General features: G+C 38.2%; 14 protein-coding genes. 6 read left to right on the top strand and 8 right to left on the bottom strand.

The features are described from left to right. The first annotated feature begins 53 nt into the window (after window positions 1-53). The 3 genes from G6N06_RS08585 to G6N06_RS08575 all read left to right on the top strand — a co-directional run bounded on the left by G6N06_RS08585 (window position 54) and on the right by G6N06_RS08575 (window position 3,946). Window positions 54-860: a DUF1853 family protein gene (locus tag G6N06_RS08585; RefSeq protein ID WP_163515883.1), complete on the top strand. Its 807-nt coding sequence runs from the start codon at window positions 54-56 to the stop codon at window positions 858-860. Window positions 861-1,071: 211 nt separating this feature from the next. Next, window positions 1,072-3,363, top strand: a complete 2,292-nt coding sequence (locus G6N06_RS08580) for a DNA topoisomerase 3 (RefSeq protein ID WP_163515881.1) — start codon at window positions 1,072-1,074, stop codon at window positions 3,361-3,363. Beyond that, on the top strand, window positions 3,350-3,946 hold the full coding sequence (locus G6N06_RS08575) for a pseudouridine synthase (RefSeq protein WP_163515879.1): 597 nt from the start codon (window positions 3,350-3,352) through the stop codon (window positions 3,944-3,946). Before G6N06_RS08580 ends, G6N06_RS08575 begins: the two co-directional genes overlap by 14 nt. Here G6N06_RS08575 and G6N06_RS08570 read toward each other — a convergent pair. Next, window positions 3,943-4,386, bottom strand: coding sequence for a cold-shock protein (locus tag G6N06_RS08570; protein ID WP_163515877.1), 444 nt, complete (start codon window positions 4,384-4,386; stop codon window positions 3,943-3,945). The two genes, G6N06_RS08575 and G6N06_RS08570, sit on opposite strands and share 4 nt — an antisense overlap. 194 nt (window positions 4,387-4,580) lie before the next feature. Then, on the bottom strand, window positions 4,581-5,843 hold the full coding sequence (locus tag G6N06_RS08565; RefSeq protein ID WP_163515933.1) for an NAD(P)/FAD-dependent oxidoreductase: 1,263 nt from the start codon (window positions 5,841-5,843) through the stop codon (window positions 4,581-4,583). Window positions 5,844-6,154: 311 nt separating this feature from the next. On the opposite strand from G6N06_RS08565, the gene G6N06_RS08560 reads away from it, so the two are divergent. Further along, on the top strand, window positions 6,155-6,418 hold the full coding sequence (locus G6N06_RS08560; RefSeq protein WP_163515875.1) for a heavy-metal-associated domain-containing protein: 264 nt from the start codon (window positions 6,155-6,157) through the stop codon (window positions 6,416-6,418). Between the two features lie 4 nt (window positions 6,419-6,422). Here the strand turns inward: G6N06_RS08560 and G6N06_RS08555 are convergent, their stop codons facing one another. From G6N06_RS08555 to G6N06_RS08545, 3 genes are all read right to left on the bottom strand, one after another. Further along, window positions 6,423-7,088, bottom strand: a complete 666-nt coding sequence (locus G6N06_RS08555; protein ID WP_163515873.1) for a hypothetical protein — start codon at window positions 7,086-7,088, stop codon at window positions 6,423-6,425. A 91-nt stretch (window positions 7,089-7,179) separates the two neighbouring features. After that, entirely contained in the window at window positions 7,180-8,694 is a 1,515-nt protein-coding gene (locus tag G6N06_RS08550) for a DEAD/DEAH box helicase (protein WP_163515871.1), read from the bottom strand. 417 nt (window positions 8,695-9,111) lie between these two features. Further along, window positions 9,112-9,591, bottom strand: coding sequence for an Hsp20/alpha crystallin family protein (locus G6N06_RS08545; RefSeq protein WP_163515869.1), 480 nt, complete (start codon window positions 9,589-9,591; stop codon window positions 9,112-9,114). Window positions 9,592-10,150: 559 nt separating this feature from the next. Here G6N06_RS08545 and G6N06_RS08540 point away from each other — a divergent pair. After that, window positions 10,151-10,711 (top strand): ExbD/TolR family protein, encoded by a 561-nt coding sequence (locus G6N06_RS08540; protein WP_163515867.1) that lies wholly within the window; start codon window positions 10,151-10,153, stop codon window positions 10,709-10,711. Window positions 10,712-10,902: 191 nt separating this feature from the next. On the opposite strand, the gene G6N06_RS08535 is transcribed toward G6N06_RS08540, so the two are convergent. Next, window positions 10,903-11,322, bottom strand: a complete 420-nt coding sequence (locus G6N06_RS08535; RefSeq protein ID WP_240338017.1) for a 3D domain-containing protein — start codon at window positions 11,320-11,322, stop codon at window positions 10,903-10,905. Window positions 11,323-11,368: 46 nt separating this feature from the next. Between G6N06_RS08535 and G6N06_RS08530 the strand changes: the two genes are divergently transcribed. Beyond that, entirely contained in the window at window positions 11,369-12,682 is a 1,314-nt protein-coding gene (locus tag G6N06_RS08530) for a dipeptidase (RefSeq protein WP_163515866.1), read from the top strand. An 83-nt stretch (window positions 12,683-12,765) separates the two neighbouring features. Here G6N06_RS08530 and G6N06_RS08525 read toward each other — a convergent pair whose 3' ends face one another. Both G6N06_RS08525 and G6N06_RS08520 read right to left on the bottom strand, forming a co-directional pair. Next, a complete protein-coding gene (locus tag G6N06_RS08525; protein WP_163515864.1) occupies window positions 12,766-12,972 on the bottom strand; it encodes a putative signal transducing protein in 207 nt (68 codons plus the stop codon). Between the two features lie 213 nt (window positions 12,973-13,185). Continuing rightward, window positions 13,186-15,186 (bottom strand): alpha-ketoacid dehydrogenase subunit alpha/beta, encoded by a 2,001-nt coding sequence (locus tag G6N06_RS08520; RefSeq protein WP_163515862.1) that lies wholly within the window; start codon window positions 15,184-15,186, stop codon window positions 13,186-13,188. Between the last annotated feature and the right edge of the window lie 148 nt (window positions 15,187-15,334).

Here is a 15,334-nt window from a genome sequence, read left to right as displayed (position 1 = left end):
ACGGTCTTCCAATTATATGTTTAAAAGAAATTTGTAATTTGCCCTTTAAATCTATGGACCAAGTCAATTTACAACGTAATTTTGATGGCTATTTGCACACGCCTTTATTGTGGCACAATGCAGAAATTTACCGACTGCATCAGCTTGTTTTGGGGGAGTCTAAAATTTTGAACTTCACCGACAAAAGCACCGGAAATCTGCGCTTGGGAAAATTGGTGGAGCAATTTGTGTTTCATCAATTGAAAGAGGATTCCTCATGTGCTGTTTTGGCGGAAAACATTCAGATACAAGAGGGTAATCGGACTATTGGCGAACTGGATGCCATTTTAAAGACTGAACACGGACCTGTGCATTTGGAAATTATCTATAAGTTTTATTTATATGATCCCAATGCAGGCAGCACTGAAATATCACATTGGATCGGCCCAAATAGAAAGGATAGCCTACTTCAGAAATTGGACAAGCTAAAAGAAAAACAACTTCCTCTCCTCTATCATCCCAAGACCCAATCTTTGCTTGAAAGTTTAGGCTTGAGCACAAGTGAAATTAAACAACGAGTTTTATTTAAAGCACAATTGTTTTTGCCAATGGCCAGCAAAAACAACGTATTTTCTCATTTACATTCCGCTTGTGTTAGGGGGTTTTATATAAAAATGAACAATCTCGATCTCTTCAAGACCGGACAATTTTATATTCCCGAAAAAATTCATTGGCTTATGGATGTCCACGAAAATGTGAAATGGATGCATCATGATGACTTTCTTATTGAAATAAGACGTTGGGCAGACAAGAAACTGGCACCCTTGTGCTGGCTGAAGCAGCATGGCAAGTATTCTAAATTCTTTGTGGTCTGGTGGTGATTTTTGTAAACAGCTCATCTTCAGTCACCCTTTTGGTTTCCTCTTAATCCTTGCGATATGTCTTCAAATAGTTTTACTTTGCACAGGTCAAATTTGGAACTAGAATAAGGCTTTAATGGTGATGTTGAAATCGTCAATATAAATGGCCTTCTTCAATGATAAAAAACGATTTTTGACTAAATAACCAATAACGATAAATAAACATCTTATCTTGAAAGTCTGTATTGCCGAAAAACCCAGTGTTGCCAGAGAAATCGCAGCTATTTTAGGAGCTAATAATAAGCATGACGGCTACTATGAGGGCAACGGCTATGCAGTAACCTATACGTTTGGGCATCTCTGCACTTTAATGGAGCCCAACGATTATAAACCACATTGGAAAAGTTGGGATCTGAACAATTTACCGATGCTTCCCGAAAAATTCAAAACCAAAGTGGTCAGCAATTCTGGAATCCAAAAGCAATTTAAAATTGTCAAGAAATTGTTTGACCAAGCAGAAATGGTGATCAATTGCGGTGATGCTGGTCAGGAGGGTGAATTGATTCAGCGCTGGGTTTTGGACCAAGCAAATTATAAGGGAAAAGTACAACGTTTATGGATCTCCTCACTGACTGCCGAAGCTATAAAGGAAGGTTTCGAAAATCTGAAGCCATCAGAACAGTATGACAATCTTTTTTATGCCGGATTTTCCCGAGCTATTGGCGATTGGCTGTTAGGGATGAATGCCACTCGTTTATACACTCTAAAACATGGAGGCTACAAACAAGTGCTATCTGTTGGTCGTGTGCAAACACCAACTCTGGCCATGGTGGTCAACAGATTTAAGGAGATTGAGAATTTTGTGCCCCAACCTTATTGGGAATTGCAGACACTCTACAGGGATACCCTTTTTAGCTATGAAGAAGGGCGCTTCACCAAAATGGAAGATGGCGAACTATTGGCTAACAAAGTCAAGGAACATGAGTTTGAAATTGTTTCGGTCACCAAAAAGAAAGGAAAGGATTATGCTCCAAAACTGTTTGATTTAACCGGGTTACAAGTGTATTGCAACAATAAATTTGGATTTTCAGCTGACGAAACGCTTAAGATTGTACAAAAGCTTTATGAGCAAAAGGTAGTCACCTATCCAAGAGTTGATACCACCTTTTTACCCAATGATGTTTATCCAAAGGTACCTGGTATCTTGCAGAATCTGAAGAAATACGTCCAATTAACAGCACCACTTTTGGGTAAGAAGATCAAGAAATCACCTAAAGTCTTTAACGACAAGAAAGTTACCGATCACCACGCTATTATTCCGACAGGTGTTGAGACCCAACTACAATACAATCAGCAACAGGTTTATGATATCATTACAAGAAGGTTCATTGCCGTGTTCTATGATGATTGTATGGTATCCAATACGACGGTTATCGGAAAGGCTGCAGATGTTAATTTTAAGGCCACAGGAAAAGAAATCTTGAGTAAAGGCTGGCGCGTCGTCTTGGAGTCGGCAGAAAAAGAGCAGAAAGCATCCGATTTACTCCCTGCGTTCGTCAAAGGCGAAAAGGGACCACATGAGCCCTCATTTTTAGAAAAACAGACCAAGCCACCCAATCAGTTTACAGAAGCCTCCCTCCTACGTGCCATGGAAACTGCAGGAAAGCAGGTAGATGATGATGAGATGCGCGAATTGATGAAAGAAAACGGTATTGGTCGGCCATCAACCCGTGCCAATATTATTGAAACTTTATTCAAACGGAAATATATTGAACGCAATAAGAAGCAGGTCTTGCCCACTCAAATTGGTATTCAGTTGATTGATACAATTCAGAATGAGCTGTTGAAATCGGCAGAATTGACCGGGATGTGGGAAAAACAATTGAAAGACATTGAAAAAGGGACTTATAGTGCGGCACAGTTTATTGCCAATATGAAAAAAATGGTGGATGCATTAGTATACGAGGTCCGAAGTGAGACACAACGCGCCAATATTTCACATATCAAAACTGTACAGAAATCCGAAATCAAAAAAGAAATAAAAAAGAAAGCAGGGATTATCTCAGAAACCTGCCCAAAATGTAAAAGTGGACACATCATCAAAGGAAAATCGGCTTTTGGATGCAGTGATTATAAAAATGGCTGTCGTTTTGTATTGCCGTTCAAATTTAAGGACAAAAAAATCTCAGTAAAACAATACATCCGTTTGCTCCAAAAAGGTTCGACGGTCAACCTCAAAGGCTTCAAAACTGAGGTTGGAGAAATAGAAGGACTGATCAGATTTGATGATCAATTTAAGTTAATTTTGGAACCCAAAAAAGCAATTAAAAAAGAAAATCCCGATGTTTTGACCTGCCCAAAATGCAAGAAAGGAACCGTTATAAAAGGGAAAACCGCCTATGGTTGTAGCCGTTACAAAGAAGGCTGCACGTTCAGATTCAGTTTTGATGATGTACGACAAAAAGCAGCTGGAAAAAAAATGAGTAAAGAGTTGGTTTATAGTATTTTAAATGGAGATATCTAAACCAACGCAGCACGTTCATTTCTTGCTCCATAAACCTTATGGTTATCTGAGCCAATTTATCAGTAATGCCAAGCATCAACGCAATAAAAAATTTTTGGGCGAGCTTTACGAGTTTCCGGAAGGCGTCATGCCGATAGGACGTTTGGATAAAAATTCTGAAGGATTATTACTATTGACCACTGATGGTTTTTTAAGCAATACGATTTGTAGCACTCCGATTGAAAAAGAATACTATGTACAAGTGGATGGAGAGATTACCGATGCAGCTATCCTACAACTTCAGCAAAGCGTGACTATTGGGTTTGAGGGTATAACCTATCAAACACAGGCATGTCATGTCCATAAGCTGGAAATTTCTCCGGATTTCGCCGAACGCACAAAAAAAATAAGGGACTCACGACATGGACCAACCTCATGGATTTCTATCACTATAAATGAAGGCAAGTTTAGACAAGTCCGCAAAATGACATCTGCGGTTGGCTTTCCTACTCTGAGATTGGTGCGTGTACGTATAGGTCACATTTATTTAAACAAAATGCAACCCGGTGAGGTCATTAAAGTTGATGAATTAAATGTAGATTAAACGCGCTTTACTTTTACAGCATTCATGCCTTTCATGCCGCGTTCCAATTCAAAGCTCACTTTGTCGTTTTCAGCGATATCATCTAAAAGTCCGCTCACGTGACAAAAGTACTTTTCATTGTTTTCCAAATCGATAATAAATCCGAAGCCTTTAGAATTGTCATAGAAGGAAACTTTCCCTTGTCTTACTGGGTCTTCTTCTTCGCCTTCTTCTTTTTTAGGAACACCTAACACGATGTCCTCAGCGTCTACCTTGATTTTATCTGCAGGATCAATTGGAGTATCTGATAAGTTTCCGTAGGCATCTACGTAAGCAAATTGAATACCATCACTTCCGCCTTCTGCTCTACGGGCTTCTTTTTTCTTCTTTTTTTCTTCACGTTTTTTAGCACGTGCTTTTTCTTTTTCAATTTTGTTAAAGGTCTGTTGCGACTTAGCCATTCTTTTTTTTAAATATGTTTTAAGAGTTAGATTTGAATCACCAAATTAAACTTAGGATAGGCAATTCTTGGAATTGTTGATTCGAAAGATGAACTCAGTGATTTCAATGTATATATCAATATAATGAAAATATCCGTTAAATCTCTATATACCTTACAAATATAAGAGTTAGAATTGAAATTATGGGTTTTGAACTATGATTCTTTGCGCTTGTAGGGCCTAATAATTAGTCCTAAAGGTTTATCGTAGGTCAAATAATTGGCCATCCAATCGTAAAAAGCCATGATCTTATTTCTAAACCCTACCAAGGACATGATATGGACAAACATCCAAACCATCCAGGCAAAAGTGCCTTGGAATTGCCATTTAGGCAAATCTACTACCGCTCTTTTACGACCAATGGTTGCCATCACACCTTTATTTTTATACTTAAATGGCGCCATGGGTTCTTGATTTATCAATTTGATGATATTATTAGAAAGCAATTTGCCTTGTTGTTGGGCAACGGGAGCCAACATAGGCAAGCCTTTGGGGTTTTCAGCGGATACGCAAGATGCCACATCGCCAATGGCAAATATATTCTGAGTGCTTTTTACTTGATTGAAAGTATCTACCAATATGCGGCCGCCTGCAATTGCATCGGCAGGAAGACCATCAATTGGCGCTGCTTTTACCCCAGCGGTCCAAATGACCGTATCTGTGGCAAATGAGGTGCCATCTGCCAATGTCAATATCTTGCCATCGTAGGCCTCAACTTTAGCACTAAGATGAACGTTCACGCCCAATTCCATCAAATACTCCAGGCTTTTTGTTGATGATGCTTCCGACATGGCCGAAAGCAGTTTGTCAGCAGCTTCGTAGAGATTGATCTGCATTTTGGACAAATCGAGTTCAGGAAAATCTTTTGGCAGTACAAAATGCTTCATCTCTGCCAATGCCCCGGCCAGCTCAATTCCCGCCGGTCCACCTCCAACAATAGCCACATTCATCAACGCATCAATAGCTTGTTCGTTTTGATGTGCCATAGCCTTTTCCAGGTTTTGATAAATATAGCTCCTCATATTCAATGCATCCGGTATAGATTTCAAAGTCAGAAGTTTATCCTTAACCGGTTCAAAGTTGAAGAAATTATTCGTGCTTCCAGTGGCAATAACCAGAAAGTCAAAAGTTATGTTTCCAATGGATGTGTGTAAAATTTTAGAATCAACACCAACCTTATCAACCTTGGCCATTCTGAAACTGATGTTTTTGTGATTCCTGAAAATCCGCCTTACCGGATAGGCAATACTATCAGGCTCCAGTCCACCGGTCGCGATCTGATACATTAAAGGCTGAAAATTATGGTAATTGTGTTGGTCTATCAATAGGACTTCGACGGGTTTGTTTTTGAAAGCTTTCGCTATGGTTATCCCTCCAAATCCTGCCCCAACTATAACAATTTTGGGCTTGGTCTGCATGTTCATTGACTATAAATTCTAAGATTTAAACACTATTGAAAAGTTTGAGAGTTTAGGTCCATAAAGATACGAATTCCATCGCCCTCTAAAAATTATATATCATTATATGATAGAAGCGAACACAATGCTTTACTCCAAGTACAAAACGGGTAATTTCAATAGGGTTTACCGTTAAGTCATCTAAATTTCTTTAAATTAATTACTTAGCCATCAGCCTTACAATAACTAAATATTTAAGCTATTTCAATTAGGTATAGTCCAATAATTTATCTAAATTTAGGTGTAGATTCACCTTAAAAACACGTTGTAAAATGACCTATATAAATGACAATGTTATCCCTGGAAACCACGGTAAGACATTTACTACAGATGTTAGAAGCCCTGAGGAGAAATCAAAATTGAAAGCTGCAATCATGAAAATTGACGGGGTAGCCAACGTGATTTTTGAAGACACTTATCCATTGGAGGTTACCATTCACACTGATAAAGTTGTACATGTAAGTGAGATACAGGAGAAAGCTACTGAACTGAAATTTCATGTGATTGCAAAAGGGCCTTTCTTTCCTCTGTTTTAAAGAATTACTTTTCTCTTTCTTTTACAAGAATAATACTTGCGGTAACTCCAGTTAACAGGTTCCATTTTTTTGACGATACCTGAACCCCATTGTCGTCATAGACTTGAAATTCTGCCGTGTTTGGACCAGACTCACCTTGATTGAGCGCCACAAAGTCTATTTTATTGATACCTTCAACCAAAGGCACATCAAAGCTCTTGTAATTACCTGTGAGCAATAAATCGGCTATAAAGACATTGCCATTGACAAAAACCCGAACCCGATCTCCGTCTGGATACTCATGGTCCCTACATCTAATATTTGCTTTTTTTCCGGTGATATTGAAGTTGCCCAAAAATTGATCCTCCATGGTTTCCATACGAAAGCCTTGTTCTACAGCTTTCTTATTCCATTTGTTGTCAAATATTTCTCCAGGGTCACGTAAGTTGCTATTGTCAAACATTGAAAACTCGGTTTCACGCTTTTTGATGGTGATAGGATTTTCAGCTTTAGGTTGCTCCTCCTTTACTTTGGGCTCAATTTTAACAGGTGTAGGTTCGGGCTCTTTCTTTTCATCCTTTTTTTCCACTGCAGGAATAGGAATACTCTTAACAGGAAATTCCTGAGCCATGGTTTGGAAAACTGCAACCATAAAGAAAACGCCAAAAAGTTTATATTTGAAAGATGTCATAAGCTTTAAAACTATTTCGGATATAAGAATCAAAAACCATACCTATCAGCGAAACTAAGGATTAATTCTGACTATAATTTTAAAGGAAACGTTAAAACTTCCCGTTAAAACTCAATCGCAATTTTCTAATATATTCTTCCATTAGCCATTCTTTGTAATTCTTAGTGCTGTTCATCATACAATAAGAATACTGTTTGATACGATATGAAATGTCGTCCATCAAATATTTGGTGAGGTCTCTCGCTTCAAAAATGGTATCTGCATTTGCGATACACATTTTGGAATGTTGTTGTATGGAGCGTTCAATAGTAACCATTGATTTATTGCCTTCAGCAATGGCCTTTTCATATTCAGCTTTGACATCAAAATCGATATTTTCAGAATTCTTAAAACGCTCTCTAATAGACTCTGGCATGACGTACACAAAATCGCGCTCAATGTCTTCGTCATTTCTTAGATTTTCGAGGTAAAGATCTGGGTATTTAAAAATGTGCTGCCAATCCACCGGCTGTTCCCATGGCCCAAAACGAACGGCATTATTGCCCAAATCCAAAACCGTGAATGATTTTTTGTCCTTCAGAATTCGGGATCCCCTCCCGATCATTTGAAAATACAAGGTCAATGAACGGGTTGCTCGATTCAAAATAACCGATTCAACACTGGGCTCATCAAAACCTGTGGTCAATATACTGACCGAGGTCAAGATGGCGTCCGGCGTGTTCTTAAACCATTTTAAAATTTCCTTACGCTCCTGCTTGCTGCACGTATTATCCAAATGCTTGACCTTGTAGCCTGCGCGCTTAAAAGTATAATAAACTTCTTTGGAGGTGTTGATGCCATTATTAAAGATCAAGGTTTTCTTGCCCTTGGACATTTCTTCGTAAGCAAAAACAAGTTTCCCCAGCATATAGGAATTAGTGTAGAGTGTTTCCGAAGATTTGACGGTATAATCCCCGTTGATCCCTATTTTCAACGTGTTTAATTCCACATCAAAGTTATACAGATCGGCACTTGCCAAAAACCCGTTTTTAATCAAGGTTGAAATATCATCACCAACAATTAATTTTTGGTAATTATCTTTCATCGGCAATTTGATATTCGAACTTAGAGGTGTTGCGGTGACTCCGAGAATAAAGCAGTTTTCAAAAAATTTAAACAGTTTTCTGAACGAATTATAATGGGCTTCATCAATAATGACCAATCCGATATCATCCAATTTCAGTTTTTTATCAGTGAGACGATTGTTTAATGTCTCAACCATGGCAACAAAACATTTGTATTGGTCCTGATCAGGGAGCTCCTTGACGTGGCTATTGATGACTTTGTTTTCAACATCAAAATTAGTCAGCATTTTTGAGGTTTGCTTACAAAGCTCAATGCGATGCGTGAGGATAACTACCTTTTTATTATGGTTTTTAATATAGCGCCTTACTATCTCAGAAAAAATCACAGTCTTTCCTCCTCCCGTTGGAAGTTGGTACAACAAATTAAAATTGTCTGGAGCAGTTTCCATGACCTCAAAAATCTTAGTGAGATCAGCAAGCTGATAGTCATAAAGATCTTTTTTGGTTTCTGTTGGGTTAAGATGCTCTAAAGTTTCTGACATAAAAAATTGGGGTTCAAAAAATTTCCACAAATTTAAGGCTTTATAAGAGTTATTCTTAGTTAATGTTGAAAAGAATTAAAAACTCTTACTATTCTAATTCATGATTATCTGTTAGTTATATAAGTGGGCTTGAATGATAAATTATAATAGCTACCAAGAATGCGCATAAGGTATTTAACGGAAAAACAGTTTGTATTCCGAAGGAACATTCAATGGTTCAGTCTACCGGAAGTCCAAATGGATACTGAAATTGTACCATATCGGTAATGATTTTTTTCAAAAGCCACCTCAGGATAGCTAAAAAACTCAATGCGATTCGCTTTTGAGTTGTGCCTGCCTATCGTCAGTCTGGGTTTTTACTAAAAAAAAAGAGAAACGAGCTGTTTCTCTTTTTAAAATTCCTAAGCTTTTAGATACTTAAGAAATGCTAATACGCTTAGCTGGTTTGTCTTTCGCCTCTTCCTTCTTAGGTAGATGTACCGTTAGGATACCATCTTTATATTGGGCACTGATTTTATCAGACTCAATAGTATCCGGTAAGGTAAAGGTTCTTTTAAAAGACGAATAACCAAACTCTCGTCGTGTGTAATTTTCTTCCTTGTGTTCTTGCTCTTCTTTGGTTTCTGAAGATATGGAAAGGATTTTATTATCTACATCAATGTTAAAATCTGATTTTTTCTTTCCAGGAACTGCGATTTCTAAAAAGAACTCATCGGCGTTTTCTTTAATGTTAACGGCCGGAAGCGTTATTCCTGTGTTAAAATTGGATAGAAACCCTGTTCCCATTCCACCTTCAAATAAATTGTCAACCCAAGATGAAAAACTTGGTAAAGAAGATAAGTTTCGTTTTGTAGAAACCTCATTGCCGTTTTTTGGCATTGTTACTAAAGTACTCATTGTTAATCAAATTTAAAAGTTAAACATTATTTTGATTACTCTACTTCAAAATAAATACCAATAGCCATTTTATCTCATTTTACTGACATTTTTGTAGTTGCAGCAGACATTTTGACATCTATAACCGCCTGTAAACTAACAATTTGACAGCATTTAACATATAATTAACTACTTTGTATCGCATAGTACTGTAACAAAACATTTGTTGCATCGTCTATATGGTATAATCATCAATTAAAATTAAAGAAATCATGAGAACATTAGACAGCAATCAAACCACAGGAACATTTCAAAATTCAAAAACATCTACTTGGAATAGTAAAAGACGTTTTAAAAATTAGTTCCATTAGAATTTCATCAATCAGCCATGTATCTTGGCACAAATCAATTCACAATGAAAACTTTATCCAAAATAATCGACTCTTCATGTACTCAAGATGACGACCTAGAGACGGTTAAAACGCGATCTTCATTACTACTACTGGCGTCCTAATCAAGCGCCAGTTTTTTTTGGCATCCATTTTGTGATTTCGTTAACACATCCTTAAAACTACAGACGATGAGACATTCACAAAAATCCGCGCCACAGGTCAATGCCGGCTCCATGGCAGATATTGCATTTTTATTATTGATCTTCTTTTTGGTAACCACCACTATCTCGGCAGACAAGGGGATCAATCGGAAACTCCCTTCCCATTGTCCGCCAGGAACGGATTGCACACTAGAAATCAACGAACGCAATATTTTAAGAATCGTCTTAAATTCAAAAAATGAATTGATGGTTGATGGCGACATTACCAAAATTGAAGACTTGAAAGCAATTACTAAAGTGTTCTTGGACAATAATGGAAATGGCTCTTGTACTTACTGCAATGGAACATCCATAGTTTCGCTCTCTGACCACCCTAAGGATGCCGTGATCTCGTTATCCACGAGTGAAAACTCCAACTATGCAACCTTTATTGCCATTCAGGACGAACTTTCCAAGGCATATTATGAATTGAGGGAGGTTTATGGTTATTCTGTTTTTGGAAAATCGCCGGACAAACTGAACGCTTCCGAGATTATAGAAATCAAACAGGCCTATCCCTTTATTCTTTCCGAAGCAGACACAAAATAAATTGTTGTTGTCCGGCATAGAGTCAAGGCTGCTACACTATACCTGCATGCCGCCTGGCCTATAGCAAAGTCTTGATTTTAAACCATTGGCAACACCTATTGTTTAAATTAAAATCGCCAACCACTCTCCATAGAATCAATTTCTAAAAAGTAAGGTGTCATTTTTTTAAATCTCGTGATTGCCAAAACTGGTCATTCTTCTTTTGGCAACCTGAAATCAATACACACCTTCCTCCTTCCCCACGCTCTTGCGGCTTCAATGTCTTCTCCCATATAAATGTCAATATGGTTACGCCATTTGTGGTGCATTTTATCCTTCACTAAATAAATACCTTCAAAACCTTCAATAACTACGGGTGTATTGTGTTTTAATCCTTTTCGAAGTAAGTCTCGAGACACCGCGATATATTTCATTCCTGGCTTTAAACTGTCCCCAAATGCAGTAATATTTGGGTTTCCACTGGTTTGTCGAACCGTAGAATTATAGGCAGACGCAGTCACAACGACAGAATCCCAAATATATTCAGAATCTTCTTTTGGCTCTTCAGAGCAGCTGATGGTTAAAATCATTAAAAACAGAAATCGGAATTGCATGAAATAAATATACAACATTAATACAATTTTGTAACTTGTCGTTTTTAAAATAATACTACCAAACATGAAAAACACTATTCTTTCCTTAAGTCTCATCACCTTATTTATGAGCTGTAAAAACGAAAAAAAAACAATGACAGAGAATGATCCAAAACAAGACTCCATTGCGCTTATTGAACGAGCAAAGGCTATTCATGATCGCGTGATTACCCTTGACACACATTGTGATATCAATGTCAAGAATTTTACAGATTCTATTAATTACACCCAAAACCTAAGCTCACAGGTAACCTTGCCAAAAATGGATCAAGGCGGATTGGATGTAGCTTGGTTCATTGTTTATACAGGTCAAGATGAATTAACAGATAAAGGCTTTAAAAAAGCGTACGATAACGCTATGGACAAATTTAATGCCATACATAAACTGGTAAATGATATTGCACCAGACCAAATTGAACTGGCATTAACGTCAGATGATGTACGACGCATTGTCAAATCCGGTAAAAAAGTAGCCATGATTGGCATTGAAAATGGATACCCTGTTGGAAAGGACATTTCAAATGTTGAGAAGTTTTATGATTTAGGCGGACGCTATATGTCCCTATCCCATAATGGTCATAGCCAACTGAGTGACAGCAATACAGGTGAAGCAGATTCCATTTGGCTACATAATGGCTTAAGTGATCTTGGCAAGAAAGTAATCAAAGAGATGAATCGTTTGGGCATGATGGTAGATGTTTCTCACCCGAGTAAAGAAGCGATGAGAGATATGATCGAATTGTCCGAAGCACCCATTATCGCGTCCCACTCTTCGGCGAGAGCGTTGTGCGATCATAGTAGAAATTTGGATGACGAACAACTGATGTGGTTAAAAGAAAACGGTGGAGTTGTCCAAGCAGTAGCTTTTGGAGCATACCTGAACACTGAAAAAGCTGAAAAATATGCAGCTTTCAAAAAAGAAGTGGCCTTGACGGTCATGGACTCAATGAATGTTGCGTATTTGGATTGGAATGCCCGCAATGAACTGTCATTAGAAGAACGTGAAGCTTATTATCAAGTTTTGGAAAAAGTTAATCCTATTGTGGACGCAAAATTAAAAACCATGGAAAATGTGCCACATGGCGTTAGTGTCTCAGATCTGGTAGACCATATTGACTATATGGTAAACAAAATAGGAATCGAACATGTGGGCATTAGCAGCGATTTTGATGGTGGTGGTGGAATTGAGGGATGGAGTGATGCATCGGAAACCTTCAATGTGACGTTAGAACTCGTAAAACGTGGCTATACTGAAGAGCAGATTGGATTGCTATGGAGTGGAAATTTACTGCGCGTCTTGGACGAAGTTCAAGCGGTGGCCAAAAAACTACAGAGTTAAATCAGAACCGTTTATATAAATAAAAGTCCGCATGCCGCGGACTTTTTTTTGTTCAAAAAGTGTAAAATGCCATAAAACAGGCATCATTTGTTTTTTATAGTCTCAACAAGTTGAACTGCTTTTTCAGCATCAGCTTCAGAAACAAAAAGTTGAATCTCACCAAAAATCCCTGCATAAGAAGAATCCATTTTATTCACCTCCTGATATTCTATACCTTCATTTTCCAGAATGTTTTTAATTTCCATGACCCTGACTTGGGAGCTGCCTGAATATATTTTTATGTCGCTCATAATCTCTTGTTTTTAAAATTGACGTTATCTCTGTAAGTTAGTCAAAAAAAATAATATTAAGAAGATAAAACGACCTCAAACGAGCGTTTGTTTAATTCATAACATTTCAGGAGTAAAACTGTTGGAGAAAAACATCAATTGTAGCACTTTCAGTACTATCGTAAGACCACTAAACACCTTAAACCCAAAACCTATAGGGAGGTTTCTTAAAAACTAATATTCCAAAAGCTCTCTCAATGCCGATTCAAACTTCCCTTTTGCCAGATACTGTTCTTCCAATTGATTGATAAATGGGATAGGCGTTTCCATACTTGCCACTCGTTTGACGGGTGCGTCTAAGTATTCAAAACAATTTTCCATAATCAATGCACTCAAATCACTGGCAATGCCGCCAAACATAGAATCTTCTTGTAAAATGATGGCGCGCCCGGTTTTCCTAACCGATTTATAAATGGCTACGGTATCTAAGGGTTGCAGTGTTCTTAAATCGATCAAGTCTGCTTCTATATCCTCATTTTTAGATAAGGTTTCTAATGCCCAATGCACTCCCGCGCCATAAGTAATGATTGTAATGTCGCTTCCCTCTTTTAAAAGTGCTGCTTTTCCAAATGGAATCGTAAAGTAACCGGTTGGCACATCCTGACGAATACTTCTATACAAAGCCTTGTGTTCAAAATACATTACCGGATTTGGATCATTGATTGCGGTAGCCAATAACCCTTTGGCATCATAGGGAAACGCAGGGTAAACTACTTTTAAGCCTGGGGTTTTCGTAAACCAGGCTTCGTTGGTTTGTGAATGGAAAGGTCCGGCGGCCACTCCGGCGCCACATGGCATTCTGATGACCACATCGGCATTTTCATTCCAACGGTAATGAGATTTTGCCAAATAATTGACAATTGGATTAAATCCGGAACTGACAAAGTCGGCAAATTGCATTTCCACCACCGCTTTCATGCCTGCGATGGATAGGCCCATAGCTGTTTCAACAATCGCCGATTCGCAAATAGGCGTATTTCGAACACGTTCACGTCCAAACTCTTCCACAAAGCCTTCTGTGATTTTAAATACCCCGCCATATTCTGCAATATCCTGCCCCATAATCACCAGATCTCTATGGCGTTGCATACTCTGTCTTAGGCCTTGGGAAACAGCATCTATAAAACGGATATTCTCAGGCTTTTGATTCGACTCAATGTGCTGATAATCAAAAGTTTTATAAACATCATTTAATTCGTCAGTTTCATCTGGAACTATTGCTTCTTCTGCACCTGCAACCTGTAGGGCATCCTCAATTTCGGCCTTAATAGTTTGATGTAATTCTTCGTCTTTTGCACTAGTAAGAACTCCCAAATTGAGGAGGTATTTTCGGTAATTATTGATGGGATCCTTAACTTCCCATTCCGCCATTAATTCATTTGGAACATATTTGGTACCGCTGGCCTCCTCATGGCCACGCATTCTAAAGGTCTTAAATTCAATTAGGATAGGTCGCGGACGTTTGCGTATGCTTTCTGCAAGTTTTAAAACCTTACCATAGACCTCAAGAATATTATTACCGTCAAAAATAAAGGAATCAATGCCATAGCCTTTGCCTCTATCAGCTAAATCTTTACAATGATATTGCTCTGAAGTGGGTGTCGATAGACCGTAGCCATTATTTTCAATACAAAAAATGACTGGTAGCTGCCATACTGCCGCCACGTTTAGAGCCTCATGGAAATCGCCTTCGCTGGTTCCACCTTCCCCTGTAAAAACCGCTGTAACCTGTCCTTTGTTCTTCAATTTACTTGCCAATGCAATACCATCGGCAACGCCCAATTGCGGTCCTAAATGCGAAATCATTCCTACAATATGATAATCTTGGGTTCCAAAATGGAACGAACGATCGCGTCCCTTTGTAAAGCCATTGGCCTTTCCTTGCCATTGACTAAACAATCTGTGCAAAGGGATATCTCGGGTCGTAAAAACACCCAAATTACGGTGCATTGGCAGGATGTATTCGTTAGTTTGCAACGCCATCGTCACACCCACAGAAATGGCCTCTTGTCCAATACCGGAAAACCATTTGGATACTTTGCCTTGACGTATAAGAATCAGCATCTTTTCTTCAATAAGTCGAGGCTTCAACATGTTCTTATAAAGTTGAAGAAGTATTCTATCATCAAGATTTTTCTTGTCGTAATTAATATGGCTCTTGGCTGATGTCAACATAAGGTTCAAGTTTTAAAGATCAAATGTAAATAAAATTCGAGAGATTGACTCTAAACCCTCTATTCTTTTAGCCTAAGAAAGCAACAACATATAACAGTATTTTAGTTACTTTTGTAATAAAGGCAGTTAAATTAAATAAGCTATATAA

The sequence above is a fragment of the Gelidibacter japonicus genome, from assembly GCF_010725055.1.
In the GTDB taxonomy this organism is placed as follows: Bacteria; Bacteroidota; Bacteroidia; order Flavobacteriales; family Flavobacteriaceae; genus Gelidibacter; species Gelidibacter japonicus.
Note: the sequence above shows the minus strand (reverse complement) of the source record. Positions and strands in the feature narration are given on the sequence as shown.